A 14,992-nucleotide genomic window follows, 5' to 3' on the forward strand; every position below is an offset into this window, starting at 1 on the left:
CTCATGTTCACCGCCACCATGACCCGGAGCGGGATGGTGAAGGTGGTGCGGCTGGTGAGCGTCAGCTCATCGTCGAGCGTGGTGCCGGTGGAGATGGTCACCGCGCCGTCGGCGACGGTGTGGGTGATGCCTCCGCCTGTGGCCGCGATCTCCCACCGCGCCGGGTTGATCTCGGTGCCGTTGAAGCTGTCGCGGAACTTCTTCTGCATGCTCTTCACCTTGAGCATGTCGTCGGTCCAGTCGTAGGCGCCTGCGATCATTGGGATGCTCCTGGATTGGGCGCAGCGCCCGCATCCGCACGCGGCGAAGCAGCGCCGGTGGCGGCGATCTCGATGGCGGCGAGCTGCGCAGCGTCCTGGGCGGCGCCAGACTTCGCGACGCGGCGCGGATCGCTGTCCAGCGAGAGGCCCGCCTCGTCGAGCAGGGCGTTGGCCTCGCGGATCATCTCAACGACCTGGCGGAAGTCGTAGCCGAAGGCGCCGACCGCCTCGGGCTGCGGCACAAAGCCGGCGCGCACCTGCGCGATCAGCGCGGTGGTGTCCTTGAGCGGATCGATCATCTCGTGCGCGGGCGGTACATGCGAGAGGCCGTCCGGCACCTCAGCGCCCCACAGCCCGAGCAGCGCGCCCTGCTGGTGGAAGCGATCGGCGATGGGCCGCACCAGCATCGGGATCAGCATCCCGTACTGCACCTGCTCGCAGAGCCGGCGGAACTCGATCTTGCCGGCGCGCAGGCTGGAGTAGTTCGCCTGGGTGAGATCGCCGGCGACCTGGTCGTAAGTGAGGCCGGTGCCGACCGCGGACGCCTCCAGCGCACGGCGTGCGAAAGCCGCGTGTGACCCGCCGCCGGAGGGATTCACGACCTCCACGGATCCCATGCCGCGGCGATACAGGATCATGCCCGGCTCGAAGCTCTCCACCGTGCGGCCCTGGGCGTCGCGCAGCAGGCCCGACGCCGGGCCGGTCATGGACTCGTCGCCGTCCTCGGAGACCACCGCGGCCAGGCAGGCCTCGATCTTGGCCTTCATGAGGAGCGCGGCCTCGTAGTCGCCGAGATCGCGCAGCCGCGTCAGCACCGGGGCGAGCCAGGACACGTCGCGCAGCTGGCCGGGGCGCCGCTTGCGATAGATGTGCAGCACGTCGCGGGCCGGGACACGCTGGCTGCTCAACCAGGTGGCACCACCCGGCAGCACCCAGGACGCGCCGGGATGGACGCGGTGCAGCCAGTACCCGACCGGCTCGCCGGCCTCGCCGAGGCCGATGCCCTGCAGGGTGGGGACGCCCTCGATGACGCCCTGCCGTGCTGTGTCGAGGTGGTCGCTCTCCAGCACCTGGAGCCGCAGGCCGATCGGATTGGCCGGCGTGATGTCGGCGGGTAGCAGCCGGACGAAGCATTCGCCGCTCTCCACGACCGCGCGCATGACCAGCGCCTGCAGGCCATAGAGATCGAGCCGCCCCTCCGCGTCACAGGCGGTGCTGTCGGACCAGCGGCGCCAGGCCTCGGCATGCGGCTTGTCCGGCCAGCGGGTTGTGATGCCGGCGCCCACAGCGTTGCCGGTCCAGAGGTCGACGATGCGCGCTGCGTAGGGGTCGTTGCGCACGGCGTCGCGGGCACGGCGCGCGACGGTGGGTGCGGCGGCACCGACCTCGGCCGTGGCGCTGCCGCCGGAGGCCGCCCAGCTCGAGGCGCGAGTGTCCTGCGCGGCGGCATAGCCGCGCAGGGCGTGCCAGGCATCACGAAGGCGCCCCATCACTTGCTTCCCTCGCGGGAGAAGCTGGCGAGGGTGACGCTGGGGCGGCGCGCGGCGCTGTTCTCCGCGGCGTGCAGCACCGACAGGGCGCGGCCGAGTTCGTCCAGGGAGCGGTACTCCACGGTTCGGCCATCGAAGGTCACGCGCGTGGTGCCGCCCGTGAAGGCCGCGGCCAGGACGGCGGCGCGGGTGCTGGCAGGCTGCGCCAACGCCCAGGCGAGGACGGTCGGGTCCATGATCGTCCTCCTCTCAGCGAAGCCAGCCATTGCGCGGCGCGAGCCAGACCCGTGGGCGCTGGCTGTCTGATGGCGGCACCGCCGCGGCCTGCGACGTCGGCGATGGGGGAGCGACATTCCCAGCGGCGGGAACCTCGCTTGGCCGCAGCGGCGCGTCCGCCGCCTCATCCCGCAGCCGCGCCCAGAACTGCTCGCCATAACGATCGGCGCCGAGCAGCCAGAGCGCGGCGCGGGCCAGCACCGCGCAGTCCAGCGCCTCATTGCGTTCCCGCAGCTTGGCCCATTCCTGCCGGGCAAAGCCGCGCCGATCTTTTGTCGTGCGCAGATGCTCGGCGACCAGCTGCTTGATCCATTCCACCTCGATTGCGCGCGGCAGATGCACCCAGCCGGGTGGCAGCTCCTCCGCGTCACCGCGGCCGAGCCAGAGCCGGCGATAAAGATCGGCCTTCCAGGTCGAGACCGACACGGTCCAGAGTTTCAGGCCGCGGCGCAGCTTCTGGCCGTTGACCAGCGCGTCCACCGGCGTCGGGCCCTGCACCGGCTGCGCCCGGTTCCAGCCGTCGATGCCCTTGGTCGGCGCGATGCGCGGATCCCGCAGGCGGCGAAGGTGGCCATAGACGGCGGCGGTGTCCCTGCCGCCGGTGTCGACGCAGAGACGGGCGATCCGCATGGCACCGCCGCCCTGCCGGGGCCAGTCCCGCGCCAGGAGCTTCGCGAGCTCGTCCCAAGGCTCCCGGTCCCGCGGGCTGCCGGCAATGACCACGTGGTCCACGAGCCACGACGAGAACCCCTCCGCCCAGCCCCAGACGTCGCATTCCAGGCGATCATCCTGGACGTCCACGCCGGCTGTGAGGACCAGCGCGCCGGGCGGCACCACGCCCATCGCGAAATTCTCGCGGCGCTCGACCAGCCGCTCCCAATCCGGAGCCTCGCCCTGCTCCTGCCAGGTCTCGCCCAGCACCGTGTTCTTGAAGGTCTTGATGTCCTCGGGCTTGCCCTGGGCGGCCTCCCAATCCCGCGCGATCTGCTCCCAGGAGAGCCAGCCCACGGGCGAGTAGAGCGCCGAGATGTGGAAACCGATGGTGTGCGGGTCCTGGCCCTCGGCCGTCGCGCGCCATTCACCGCCGCTGAGCATCGCGGTCTTGTCATGCTCCTGCATCGGGTGGTCGCAGGCAGTGCAATGATACCGCGCGGTCTCCGGCGCCCCTTTCTCCCAGAGCAGCCGCTCGAAGCGGAGCCACTGCATCTCGCAACACGCCGTGCACGGCACAAAGAACCGCCGCTGGTCGGAGGCCAGATACTCCCGCTCGATCCGGCTGCGGCCGGCGATGGTCGGCGTGCTGACCAGGAACGCCTTGCGCCGCCAGCCGAAGGTGCGGGCGCGCGCCTCGGCCAGAGCAATGGGATCGCCCTCGCCGGCGACATCGCCGGGATAGGCATCCACCTCGTCGAGGAAGAGGAACCGCGCCGTCATCGAGCGCAGCCCGACCGCGCTGTTGGCGCCCGTCAGAACCAGGATGCCGCCGGGGAATTCCTTCGACAGCATGGTGTTGCCGCTGTCGCGGGCACGGGCCGGAGCAACCCGCTCCCGCAGCGCTGGCGTTTCCTCCAGCAGCGGGTCGATGCGCTGGCGCGAGAAGCGCTTGGCGAGTTCCACGGTCGGCTGCACCGCCAGCGCCGGTGCCGGCACGTGATGCATGATGTAGCCGAGCCAGTTGTTGCCGCTCTCCGTGGCGCCGACCTGCGCGCCCTTCATGAACACGACGCGCCGGGCGGGATGCACCGCCGACAGCGCATCCATCACGTCCTTCAGGTAGGGCGTACGGCTGGTCCGCCACGGGCCGGGCTCGGCCGAGGCGCGGCTGCCCAGCATGCGGTGGCGCTCGGCCCATTCCGAGACGGTGAGCTGCGGCGGCGGCCGGAGCATGGCGCCGACGCGGCGCCGCACATGCTCACGGCTGCGGAGACCGGTCCCCTCCGAGGCCTGCTGGATCGAAGCGATCGGCCGCCTCCGTCAGCAGGTCGTTGATGTGGCTCTGCAGGATGGTCTGCAGCAGATGCGGATCGACGCTGATCTCGGCGGCGATCAGGCCTGAGACGCGAGCCGGCCAGTTCAGCAGCGCGTCGCGCATGGTGCTGCCGATCTCGTCGAGCGCGGCATTGGCCTCGGTGACGTCGAGCAGGCGGCGCTTGGTCTCGTCGAGCGAGAGGCGCTGCGCCTCCACCTTCAGGGCGAGCTGCGCGACCTTCAGCCGGGCGAAGGGCGTGCCATCCGCGCCGGCGCTACTGGTCAGGGGCGAGCGGGCGGGATCGGCGGTCTCGGTCAGGCGGCGGCGGGTCTTGCCGATATCCCACTGGCCGTCCGGCTCGCGGGCGATGCGGCCAGCGCGTTCGGCCTTGTGGATGGCGGTGTCGCTGACGCCGAGGCGGCGGGCGGCCTCGCGCGTTGAGGCGGTCAGTTCCGGCATGGCGGCGACTCTGCCTCCCATCGCGGAGCCGCGATGGGGGCCCGCAAGCCGCCGCGCGTGATGGCGATGCCGGCCTTGTCAGAGGGGACGAAGGGTGCGCTGGCGGGCGGCTTCAAAGGCGGTGATGGCGGCGGGCCAATCCAGCGTGGCTTCGTCGCCGAGCATCTGCACCGGCGCGAGGGCCACGCGGCGTCGCGACCAGTAGTTCCCGTCGAGTGTGGCGAGCCAGCCTGCCAGCCCCTGTGCGGCAAGCGCCGCGGCGGCGGCCTCGACCTCGGCTTCGCTGGGCGGCGCGGCGCGGCCCATCGTCACGTGCCCGCCATCCTGCGCCAGGATGATCCAGCGTCGCTCCGTAGACTTTGGCTTCAGGCTCATCTGCGTGTCCGTCTAGCGGGGCGGGATGCCCTGCGCGTGACGGACGATTCGCGCTGTGTCGGAGCGCAGCCAACTCAATAAAGCGCCGAAAATCTGGATGATCCCCGGCGCTCCTGATGATGTTCGGTCGCGTGGCTGGTGCGCTTCACTCCGCGAGGGCGTAGATGGTGAAGGAGCCCTTCGCGCCGGTCTTGTTCGGGCCGACCATCCGCTCGCGCGACTTCACCTCGATCGTGTGGCCCTTCTTCTTCAGCCCCGCGAAGAAGCCGCGCACCGTGTGCTGCGCCCAGCCCGTCGCCTCGGCGATCTGCGCGACCGTGGCGCCCTCGGGGCGGCGCAGCATGGCCAGCACCTGCTCCTGCTTCGTGCCCTCGCGAGGCTTGCGCGGCGCGCCGGGCTCGCGCGCGACGCGGGCGGGCTTGCCGGCGAGGGCGGCGCGGAGGGCCTCGATGGCGCGGCTGATCGGGTTGTCGGTCGCGTCCTGCGCCGGGCTGGCGTCCCAGGCGGCCAGAACCGCCGCGGCGGCGTCGCGCAGGCTCGCGCGCGAGGCGGGTGTGGGCACGCCCTGGGCGGGTTCGGCTTCCTCCGCGGGGGCATCCCCCTCGGCGGCGTCGTCCGCGCCCGCGGGCGCCGTGTCGGGCACGCTGCCCTCGATGCCGGAGCAGTCGGGCTCGCCGGCCACCGCGTCGCCCTCGTTCGGGTCGATGCCGATGGCGCGCAGCCCCTCGTCGGTGATGCGCGCCACGATCCAGGTGCCGTCGTCGTCCTGGCGCCAGCCGAGACCGACATGCTCCCGCGGGGCGTTGATCTCGGTCAGCAGGTTGTTCTTGAGCAGGCTGCGGAACACCGCGTTGCGGGCCGCGGCAGGCAGGGTCTTCGGCGCGCGGGCGAGGCCCATCTCGTGCTGCGCGGCGGCGCTCAGGATCACGCGCTGGGTGTCGGAAAGCTTCGTCATCGTGGTGGTCTCCGGTTCCGGGTGCCGGTCATCGGCCCCTACTGCCGGGAGCCCCGCCGGCGCTGCCGGTCGGGGCGGTGCGGGAGTTACCCGCGTCAGAGGGCGTACTCGCCGCGGCGGAAATGCTGGTCCGCGATGTCCTTCAGCTTCGTGGTGGCATCGGAAAGCCAGGCAGCCTCGCCCCAGAGCACCGTCTCGGGGTCCGCGCCGAAATGGTCCGCGCTGGCCTGGGTGAGTTCCGCGAGGAGGGCGTCGAATTCGGCCTTCTTCGCGAGGAAGGCGGCCAGGCTGCGTTCCTGGTTGTGGGCGGCGCGGGCTTCGCGGTCGGTCATGGTCGTCTCCGTCTGTTGCTGCAGGGCATCCCCTGCGTGTGACGGACCATTCGCGCTGTGCCGCGCACGAGCCAAGCAAGATGCAGCGTCGTGAGATTGCTATGTTTCGGCGGTCTGGATCACATCATGATCGACGACGCCACGCGCCGCGGCAACATCGGCGAAGATGCGATCATCACCTTCCAGCACGGCGGCCTCACCGGTCGTCTCCTGCCAGCGCCGCACGATGACGTCCGCGTAGGCTGGATCGATCTCCAGCAGCACGGCGCGCCGCCCCGTTCGCTCCGCCGCGATCATGGTGGTGCCCGACCCGCCGAAGCAGTCCAGCACCGTATCGCGCGGCTTGCTGCTGTTGCGGATGGCGCGCTCGACCAACGCCACGGGTTTCATCGTCGGGTGTAGGTCGTTCCGCGCCGGCTTGTCGAAGTGCCAGACGTTCCCCTGGTCGCGCGCGCCGCACCAGTAGTGCTGCGCGCCGGCCTTCCATCCGTAGAGCATCGCCTCGAATTGCTGTTGGTAGTCCGCCCGACCGAGCGCGAAGGTGTTCTTCGCCCAGATGATCGTGCTGGACCATTTGCCACCGGCCTCCTGCCAGACGCGATGCAGCGTCGGCCATTCGGAGGAGGACATGCAGACGTAGCAGGCGCCCTTCGTGACCGAGAGCAGATTGGCCAGCGCCGGTCGCAGGAACTCGGGGAAGCCACCGCCCAGTGCGTCATTGGCGATGGTCATCTTGGCGGCGGTGCCGCCCTCGTAGGCGACGTTATAGGGCGGATCGACGAAGCCCATGTCGGCCAGGCGGCCGGCGCCGAGCGCACGCTGCACATCCTCGATCTTGGTGGCATCACCGCACAGCAGGCGGTGCTCGCCGCAGCGCCAGAGGTCGCCGGTGCGAGTGACTGGCACCGCGGGCGGTTGCGGCGCATCGTCAGCATCATCGCCGAAACCAGCATCGGCTGCCGCGAGCAGCCGGTCGAGCTCCATTCCCGAGAAGCCCAGCACATCCAGGTCAACCACTGCCTCGTCGCGGATGCGAGCGATCTCGGCGGCGAGCAGCGCCTCGTCCCAGCCCGAGTTCAGCGCAATTTGGTTGTCCGCCAGGCGAAGGGCACGCGCCTGCGCCGGGGACAGATGGCCGAGCCGCAGCACCGGAACGGCGGTCAGGCCGAGCTGCTTCGCCGCCATGACGCGGCCATGGCCGGCGATGAGCACGCCTTCGGCGTCGACCAGGACAGGGTTCACGAAGCCGAACTCGGCAATGGACGCCGCGATCTGCGTCACCTGCGTCGGCGAATGCGTGCGCGCGTTCTCGGCGTAGGGCACGAGGGACGCGACCGGCAGAGCGGAAACGATGAGATCAGGCTGCACTGGCGGTGACCTCCTGCCTCGCCGCGGCCACGGCGTCGTAGTCGCGACCGTCATCGGCCAGCGTCACCGGCATGTCCGGATGCAGCATCCGCCACCGCGCCACGGCTAGGTCGACATAGGCAGGCGCGAGCTCGATCGCCCGCACGCGGCGACCGGTGCGCTGGCCGGCGATGATGGTGGTGCCAGCGCCAGCGAAGGGCTCGAACACCACGTCGCCCTCATCGGCGTAGGCCCGCATCAGGAAGTCCGGCAGCGCGACGGGGAACACCGCGGGATGCTCCGTCTCAATGCCACGAGCCTTGTGCCGCGTGATGCGCAGCACGTTGTCCGGGATCCTGGTCTCCTGCACGCCTTGGCCGGCGTGCTGCCATTCGCCGACGGTGCCGTCCTTGGCGCGGAGGCCACCCTTCTCGGAGTTGACGTGCCCCGCCCAGCGGCAGGGGATGATCTTGTTAGGGCGCCGGGCCTCGCGATTGAAGTGGAAGAGCAACTCGAAGGCGGGCGACAGCCGCCCGTTCCAGTCGCCCGGGAGGCCGGGCCCCTGGTCCCAGGTGTAGAGACCGAAGCGGCGCCAGCCGCGGGCGCGCATCCAGTCGAGCCAGCCGGCCCAATAGGGCTGCCATTCATTGTCGCGATGGATCAGCCCGAGGTTCACCAGCACCTGGCCATCCGGCCGCATAGCTGCGTCGAGATGCTGGAACACACCCTGCATTAGCGCATCCCAATCCGTGACGCCGCCGGTGGTGTAGTCCCGCTGGTTGCCGTAGGGCGGGGAGGTGAAGAGCAGCGCCGCGCGGTCGTCGCCCATGAGCCGCGCCACGGTGGCGGCGTCGGTGCTGTCGCCGCAGAGCAGGCGGTGGTCGCCCAGCAGCCAGAGATCGCCGGGGCGGGTGACGGACTGGCGCGGCGGCTCCGGATCGGCATCGGCGGGATCCTCCGCCGCTTCCTCCCCGGTGGCCACCGCGCCCGCCGCACCGCCCCCCTCGGCAGGATCCGCGGAAAGAGCCTCGAGCGCGTCGCCGTCGGACACGGCATCTCCAGCCGCCGCGAGGATGTCCGCGAGCTCATCCGCCGAGAAGCCGAGCGCGCCGAGGTCGATGTCCTGCGCCGCCTGCACCGCGGCCAGCGCATCACGCAGCAGCGCTTGGTCCCAGGTGGCATTCTCCGCGATGCGATTGTCGGCGAGGCGCAGCGCCTCCTTCTGCGCGGCGGACAGGTGGCGCAGCACGATCACCGGCACCTTGGCGATGCCGAGCGCCGTTGCGGCCTCGAGCCGGCCGTGACCGGCGATCAGCACGCCATCCTCGTCCACCAGCAGCGGATTGGTGAAGCCGAAGGCGAGCATGCTGGCCTTGATCTGCTCCAGCTGCTCGGCGCTGTGGACGCGGGCATTGCCGGCATGCGGGCGCAGCTCCGCCACCGGACGCAGCACAATCTTCGCCGCCATCCAGGGGAGCGTCATGATGCCATCCGGTTTGCAGGTGGTTTGCAGGGCCGCGGCCCGGCGTCGGTTTGCAGCTAACGATTTGAAGCCGCGGGCGAAGGCTGCAAACCGCAACCCATATTTTCGGCCTGGCGCTAGCGATGTTGCGCGCTTCCGCCCCCCGCATACAGCGGGGCCAGGAAGGAACCATCGGCTCGAGAGCCACTGTGGCTGATCAGCGGGCCAGTGGCTCGGGAGCCACTCGGCTGCAGTCGCAATTCAACGACTGTCGAAACACTATCCCTTCTGGTTCCGGTGCCGCAATCGGGTTTCAGCAGCACCGTGACTGCGTGGTGGACAATGTCCATACAGAGTCGTAGAAGCAGCTTCGGAGGCCACCATGCCCATACCCACCAAGCGCATCACCACCCCGACCCGACGCCCGGCGAAGGCCCAGCCAGCCATCACCGTCGGCGCGATCAACATCCGCGTCCGGCCCGAGGAGCGTGCCCTGATCGACCAGGCCGCCGTGCTCTCGGGGAAGTCGCGCTCCGAGTTCATGCTGGAGGCTGCGCGCCGCGCTGCGACCGACGCCATTCTCGACCGCACGCTGTTCCGCACCCAGCCGGCTGCGTACGCCAAGTTCCAGGCCCTACTCGACGCGCCGCCCAACCCGAACGGCCGGCTTCGCAAGCTACTGGAAGCTGCGCCTCCGTGGGAGTGAGTGCCGAACGGCTGAGCGCCCCGGCGCCACTCGACGACACGCACGACCTGGCGTTGTTCGATAGCGGCGAGGCCTCGCTTGACGACTGGCTGCGACGGCGTTCGCGCGCGAATCAGGCAGCCGGCGCTTCACGAACCTTCGTGGTGTGCCGCGCCGGCTTCGTGGTGGGGTTCTACTGCTTGGCGGCGGGGGCTGTGGCCGTTACCGCCGCTCCAGGGCGTGTGAAGCGCAACATGCCCGACCCGATCCCGATGGCGATGCTGGGCCGACTGGCGGTGGACCGCAGCCTGCATGGCCAGGGCATCGGCCGGGCTCTACTGCGGGATGCGGTCTTGCGCGTGCTACAGGCCAGGGAGGTGCTGGCGGTGCGCGGCGTGTTGGTGCAGGCCCTGAACGCCGACGCTCAGCGCTTCTACCAGGCCTGCGGCTTCACGCCGTCACCGATCGACCCGATGACGCTGATGGCCACGATGGCGGACCTGAAGGCCGCCCTGGGCTGAGGCTCAAGCGGCACGCTCCCGAGGGTGCAGGCCGTAATGGGCCGCCAGCACGCCGAGCGCCGTGAGCAGGATGCCCTGCGCCTGGACGTGATGGACCGGACGTCCCGACCACCCCTGCCGCAGTGCCCATTCCCGCAGGGAGCACTCGAGGCCGAGCACGTGCCACAGGCAGCTTCCCCCGGCGCTGTCCGCGCCGCCGAACAGGTCCAGGGCCGCGGCCAGCCGACGCCGCGCTGCAGCCTGGCGTTCGCTCAGCAGGTCGCCGCCACCGCCCTGGACGCGGAGCAACTGCGTGGTACGCATGCCGTCCAACGCCGCGAGGCGGAAGGTCACCCGGAACATCGCTCCGGCGTCGTGCATCTGCGGCGTGATGCTGCCATTGGCCAGCATCAGCCCGAGCGTGTCGACGGCGCGACGATGGGCGACGGGTGAGCCCGTGTCCGGATCCGCATCGCGGACCGGCTCGGAGAAGCCGCCGTGTTGCAGACGCCACTTTGAGGGCTTCGCCAGGTCGCCCTGCTTTGGCTTCGCCGCCTTGGTCTTGCGCTTACCGGCCATGATGGTTCTCCCCGTTGCGACGCCCCCAGCGCCGGTTTGCTTCGTTGGTGATGGCCTGGCGCAGCCAGTCGTCGGTGATGTCGGCGACGGGCAGAGCGGCGACGCCGTGCCGATGCCAGGCAGCCGCGCGCATGGCGTTCACCTCGGTGTCGTTGGTCGGGCTGCGCGTACCGCGGTCGAGGCAAGAGCGGGGCGGCAGCGGTGCGCCAGGGAGCCTCATGCACGGCCTCCCGTGGCATCGATCGCCCAGAGCAGCAGGGCGATGGCATCCGCCTCGTTGTCGTCGGCCGGAGCGAAGCCGCGGGCCTGCATGGCGGCGACCATCTTCGCCTTGTCGGCGTTGCCCTTGCCGGTGGCGTAGCGCTTGATCGTGCCGACCGGCACGCCCTCGTAGGGGACGTCGTGTTCCTCGCACCAAGCGGTGAGCATGCCGAGGAAGCCGCCGTAGATGTGCGCCGCGTCCGTGCCGGCATGGGCGCGGACTTCCTCGAAGACGATCCTCGCCACACCGCCGGACAGGGCGGCGACCTCGGCTAGCCATGCGCGGAAGCGCAGGAAGCGCATCCCGCCACCTTCGAAGCGGGTCGGCTTGAAGGTCATGGTGCCGGAGGTGATGCCGCCGTCGCGCGACCGCAGTGCCCAGCCGGTGGTGGTGCCGAGGTCCAGGGCGAGGACGGTGTGGTGCGCCAGGCTGATCGCGGGCGGGAGGGCGATGGGCGGGCCGCTTGCATGGGCGGCGGGCATGGTGAGAGTCGCGGATGCCATGGTGGTCTCCGAAAGGGGATGATCCTGGTGAGGGCGGCGACGGCGCGGTTCTTGGCGGAGCTCGCCGTCGCTGCCCGGCATCGGGTGGATGACCCTGGGAGGGGGTGGGCCACGCGCCCAACCCGGTCGCCCGAGGTGTGGTGTGCGCGCGCCGTTGAGGCGCGCACGCACACCCCCCGTAGGGGGGAGGCAAAAAACCGAATCTGCCAATCTGCTCCAAGTAACTAATTTCAAAGCATAAAAAGCAGATTCGGAGCAGTTACGGACAGATTCGTTACGCGAAACTGCTTTCTGCCAGAAGCCGTTAATATGATTGACGAAAAGCAGTTTCGCAGTTTCGGCAGGGAAGCAGATTCGGACCGAAACTGCGCAGTTTCGGGAGCAGTTTTGGTCAGTGCGGAGGCGCATCGAGTGGGCCATCAGACGGCCTCCTCGGGGTCGTGCAGCACCCACACCTCGGGGTTCTCGACCTCGAGCAGCGCCTCGCTCCGGGGGCACTGGAAGTGGCTCGGGAGCACCCGGACGGTGGCCGGGATGATCTCGCCGGTCTCCGGATCGATGGCCTCCTCTCCGGTGCCGAGGAGCATGTCCTGGACGACGAGGTAGCCGTTCTTCGACTTGGTGTAGGGCTGCCCGAGGTCGCGCGCTTCGCGCCGGTACTTGATGTAGCCCTTCATGGCCAGGACACCGATCCGCTCGCGGATGTTGTCCTTGCCGCCGAGCCCGCGCTTGTTCTCGAACTTCGACGCGAAGGCGTTGGCGGTGCAGAGCCGGCCTTCCTCCGCCTCCTCGGCGATCAGGCGCAGGATCACGTCGTGGCGGCGCGTGCGCTCGGCGTCGAGCTTGCGGCCGATGTCTTTCCTGACCAACCGCTCGCCCGTCCGGTCGAGCTCGACCCAGGCGCCGCCCCGTTTGTCGACCACCATCGGCTCGAGGCCAGGCCCGTTGCGGAGCTCGACATGCAGCTCGCGTTCGGTGTGCTCCTCATCGGGGCGGAACAGGATAGCGCCCGAGGTGTAGTAGCCACGCAGCGCGCTGGCGCCGGAGAGCGACAGGAAGGGATCGTCCTTCACCTGCTGCTTGCTGAGCTTCTTCGTGTGGTGGGCGAGGATGATGCCTGCCTCGGGGGCGACCTGGTCGCGCAGCGCTTCGACCCGGCTCTGCAGGAAGAACATCATCGCGGCGTTGTCGTTCTCTCCTTCGCCCGCGGGCCCGCCATCGAATAGGTTGCGGATGGGGTCGATGCAGATGATGTCCGGCGGCGCGCCGGGAAATGCGGCGCGGATGGCAGCCGCAACGAGGGGCACGCCCTGGTCGTCGAGCAACATGCGCAGCTTGGGGGTGACGACGAGGGTGTCGCGGGCGCGGGCCACGATCGTGGCGTCGAGCCGGAGCTGCTGCAGCCGCTCGCGTAGGTAGTGGTACTGGATCTCCGCCTGGAGATAGAACACCCGCAGCGGGCGCGGAGCCGTGAAGCGCAGGAACGGGGCGCCGGCCGCGGCGTGTACCAGCAGGCTGATCAGGAAATCCGACTTCCCAACCTTCGGCGCTCCGCCGAGCACCAGCATCCCACCCGGGGTTAGCAGGCGCGGCCCGATCAGGTCGTCCGGCATCGGCGTGGTGTCATCCAGGAGGGCGCCCAGGGTGTGCGCCGCCGGGATGGTGCTGGGCGGCGGGGCCGTGGCGCGGAGCAGCGGCGGGCCGTTGCGGTCGACATGCAGGGACCAGATCGCATCGGCCTCCGCTTTGAGGCGGTCCAACGGCCATTCCGGGCGAAGGCAGGCGGCATTGTATTGGCAGATCGCCTCCCAGCCCTCGTTGCCGGTCATGCGCCCCTCGTGGACCATGCGGACGAAGTGGCCGATGGCGGCGCTGGCGCCCTGGAAGCGGGTCCAGGCGTCCTGGGCGCCTTCCCGCACTGGCGTGGTGAGGACGGCATCGAGCCCTGGGCGGGTGGCGCCTGGGGCGGCGGTGAGCGCCGCGAGGCCGGGCATGGTGGGCATGGCCGTCACCGCCGCGGCGAAATCGGGGAGCTCCACCTCGACTCTGGGGCGGTGCTCCCGGATCGTGACCCGGCGCTGCACGCCATGCTTCTGGTGGACCGTGCCGGGCACGCGGATGGGCTGGTGGGCGGAGCGGAAGTGAAGGTCGCCGCCAACCTTCTCCGCGATCTCCCCGCGCAGCGCGCAAACCCGCGCCAGATCCCCGCCCTCGGCCGGCTCGGTGAGCCGCCACCAGGCATGGAGCTTGGCGGCACCCTCGGCGGTGCGGCCGCCGCTCTCGACCAGCAGGGTCGGTGCGCCGAGGTGGTGGACGAGGTGCGCCAGCTTGGCGGCGATGTCACCGGAGTCGAGGTCGACCACCACCGTCTGCATCTGCAGCACATGCTCGGCGCGAGCCTGGCCCTGCTCGGCGACAGTGCCGGGGATGACATAGACAGCGCTGCCTTCGCGCGCGGCCCAGGTGGCGTAGGCGCTGAAGGATGCGGCGGCGTGGCGGTCGGCCGGCACCCAGATGTTGTGCGGCTTGGTGTCCAGGCCCTGGCCCTGGTCGACGAAGCCGCGGACGGGGATCAGCCCGTCGCAATAGCCGAACACCACGTCGAGGAAGGCGGCGATCTGCTCGATGTCCGGCGCTACGTGGCCGCAAGCAGTCAGCGTCGACTGCCCATCGCTGGGAAGCCGATCGAGGGCGATCTGCCCACCGGCGGGAATTTCGCTCGCGCTATCCTCCGGCAGCGGCGCGGCATCGTTGAAGTCTCCCCATGCCGTCATGCAGGCAGCGCCCAGCACCGTTTGGCCCAGGGGCAGAAGCGGCACTCGAAGTGATCGGCCTGGGCGGCAACGCGGGGCAGAAGCTCGCCGGCATCCGTCGCGGTCAGGATGCGCACGGCCCGGTCCGACATGCGCTGTGCCAACTCGGCGTTGAACGGCACCAGCTCGTGGTGCAGCTCTGCCGTGTCCTTGTTGATGGCGGTGAAGAGCGCCGGATTGTCCGCGACGCCCGGGACGCTGGCGTCCACATAGGCCTGGTAGACCGCGATCTGCGCCGCATAGATCGGCTTGGCCACGCCGACGCCCTTGCTGGACGTCTCGCGCCAGGCCTTGGCGTTCATGGTCTTGCATTCCCACAGCGCCGGGAACGCCATGCCGGGGATGGCGGGGCCGCCGGCGAAGACACCATCGACATGGCCGCGGATGCGACCGCCAGCGACCGAGAAGCCGAATTGCTCGCCATGCTCGCCACCGCCGCGGCGGGTGTAGAGATCGAAGCCGGCACCCCGGAGCCAGGCAACGGCCACGTCCTCCAGCGCGTGCCCGATCCCGAAGATGCGCAGCAGCCGGCCGTCAAAGTCGGCGCCTTCGTCCTTCGAGGCCTTCACGAACTCGAATTGCAGCGCGCGCTCGCAGGCATGGCCGAGGCGGGAGCCGCCCAGGTAGCTGCGCGGCGGCGTCGCCTGGTTGGCAGCGACCAGCGCCGCGTCGATGGCGGCATTCACATGCGCGGAGGTCTGGCTGCGGCTGTTGAAGTCGAGCAT

General features: G+C 70.1%; 16 protein-coding genes and 1 pseudogene. 2 read left to right on the forward strand and 15 right to left on the reverse strand.

Annotated elements, in window-relative coordinates; translation table 11 throughout:
• The 10 genes and pseudogenes from J3S20_RS29315 to J3S20_RS29360 all read right to left on the reverse strand — a co-directional run.
• Window positions 1–260: pseudogene (locus tag J3S20_RS29315) on the reverse strand (ubiquitin-activating E1 FCCH domain-containing protein); the annotation flags it as partial.
• Complete coding sequence (locus J3S20_RS29320) at window positions 257–1,750, reverse strand: phage portal protein (RefSeq protein ID WP_216840479.1); 1,494 nt, start codon at window positions 1,748–1,750, stop codon at window positions 257–259. The pseudogene J3S20_RS29315 and the gene J3S20_RS29320, both read right to left, overlap by 4 nt.
• Window positions 1,750–1,986 carry a phage head-tail joining protein gene (locus tag J3S20_RS29325; protein ID WP_216840480.1) on the reverse strand — a complete coding sequence of 79 codons (237 nt, stop codon included), beginning with the start codon at window positions 1,984–1,986 and terminating at the stop codon, window positions 1,750–1,752. Before J3S20_RS29325 ends, J3S20_RS29320 begins: the two co-directional genes overlap by 1 nt.
• 13 nt (window positions 1,987–1,999) lie before the next feature.
• Window positions 2,000–3,934: a phage terminase large subunit family protein gene (locus tag J3S20_RS29330; RefSeq protein ID WP_343215335.1), complete on the reverse strand. Its 1,935-nt coding sequence runs from the start codon at window positions 3,932–3,934 to the stop codon at window positions 2,000–2,002.
• 4 nt (window positions 3,935–3,938) lie between these two features.
• Complete coding sequence (locus J3S20_RS29335) at window positions 3,939–4,454, reverse strand: MerR family transcriptional regulator (protein ID WP_216840481.1); 516 nt, start codon at window positions 4,452–4,454, stop codon at window positions 3,939–3,941.
• Between the two features lie 78 nt (window positions 4,455–4,532).
• Complete coding sequence (locus tag J3S20_RS29340) at window positions 4,533–4,829, reverse strand: hypothetical protein (protein WP_216840482.1); 297 nt, start codon at window positions 4,827–4,829, stop codon at window positions 4,533–4,535.
• A gap of 145 nt (window positions 4,830–4,974) precedes the next feature.
• Window positions 4,975–5,784: a DUF3489 domain-containing protein gene (locus J3S20_RS29345; protein WP_216840483.1), complete on the reverse strand. Its 810-nt coding sequence runs from the start codon at window positions 5,782–5,784 to the stop codon at window positions 4,975–4,977.
• A gap of 95 nt (window positions 5,785–5,879) precedes the next feature.
• On the reverse strand, window positions 5,880–6,116 hold the full coding sequence (locus J3S20_RS29350; RefSeq protein ID WP_216840484.1) for a hypothetical protein: 237 nt from the start codon (window positions 6,114–6,116) through the stop codon (window positions 5,880–5,882).
• Window positions 6,117–6,215: 99 nt separating this feature from the next.
• Window positions 6,216–7,538 (reverse strand): site-specific DNA-methyltransferase, encoded by a 1,323-nt coding sequence (locus tag J3S20_RS29355; protein ID WP_246603423.1) that lies wholly within the window; start codon window positions 7,536–7,538, stop codon window positions 6,216–6,218.
• Window positions 7,474–8,946: a site-specific DNA-methyltransferase gene (locus tag J3S20_RS29360; RefSeq protein ID WP_216840485.1), complete on the reverse strand. Its 1,473-nt coding sequence runs from the start codon at window positions 8,944–8,946 to the stop codon at window positions 7,474–7,476. Before J3S20_RS29360 ends, J3S20_RS29355 begins: the two co-directional genes overlap by 65 nt.
• A 361-nt stretch (window positions 8,947–9,307) precedes the next feature.
• Between J3S20_RS29360 and J3S20_RS29365 the strand changes: the two genes are divergently transcribed.
• Together J3S20_RS29365 and J3S20_RS29370 are read left to right on the forward strand one after the other, a co-directional pair.
• Complete coding sequence (locus J3S20_RS29365) at window positions 9,308–9,631, forward strand: type II toxin-antitoxin system TacA family antitoxin (protein ID WP_216840486.1); 324 nt, start codon at window positions 9,308–9,310, stop codon at window positions 9,629–9,631.
• Window positions 9,628–10,131, forward strand: a complete 504-nt coding sequence (locus J3S20_RS29370; protein WP_343215336.1) for a GNAT family N-acetyltransferase — start codon at window positions 9,628–9,630, stop codon at window positions 10,129–10,131. Before J3S20_RS29365 ends, J3S20_RS29370 begins: the two co-directional genes overlap by 4 nt.
• A gap of 3 nt (window positions 10,132–10,134) precedes the next feature.
• Here J3S20_RS29370 and J3S20_RS29375 read toward each other — a convergent pair whose 3' ends face one another.
• From J3S20_RS29375 to J3S20_RS29395, 5 genes are all read right to left on the reverse strand, one after another.
• Complete coding sequence (locus J3S20_RS29375) at window positions 10,135–10,689, reverse strand: DUF6456 domain-containing protein (RefSeq protein ID WP_216840487.1); 555 nt, start codon at window positions 10,687–10,689, stop codon at window positions 10,135–10,137.
• Complete coding sequence (locus J3S20_RS29380) at window positions 10,679–10,909, reverse strand: hypothetical protein (RefSeq protein WP_216840488.1); 231 nt, start codon at window positions 10,907–10,909, stop codon at window positions 10,679–10,681. Before J3S20_RS29380 ends, J3S20_RS29375 begins: the two co-directional genes overlap by 11 nt.
• Complete coding sequence (locus J3S20_RS29385) at window positions 10,906–11,454, reverse strand: crossover junction endodeoxyribonuclease RuvC (protein ID WP_216840489.1); 549 nt, start codon at window positions 11,452–11,454, stop codon at window positions 10,906–10,908. Before J3S20_RS29385 ends, J3S20_RS29380 begins: the two co-directional genes overlap by 4 nt.
• Before the next feature lie 419 nt (window positions 11,455–11,873).
• On the reverse strand, window positions 11,874–14,228 hold the full coding sequence (locus tag J3S20_RS29390; protein WP_216840490.1) for an AAA family ATPase: 2,355 nt from the start codon (window positions 14,226–14,228) through the stop codon (window positions 11,874–11,876).
• The coding region (locus tag J3S20_RS29395; RefSeq protein ID WP_216840491.1) for a hypothetical protein at window positions 14,225–14,992 on the reverse strand (768 nt) is incomplete at its 5' end. The genes J3S20_RS29395 and J3S20_RS29390, both read right to left, overlap by 4 nt.

It is taken from the genome of Falsiroseomonas tokyonensis (assembly GCF_019024325.1).
Lineage (GTDB): Bacteria > Pseudomonadota > Alphaproteobacteria > Acetobacterales > Acetobacteraceae > Falsiroseomonas > Falsiroseomonas tokyonensis.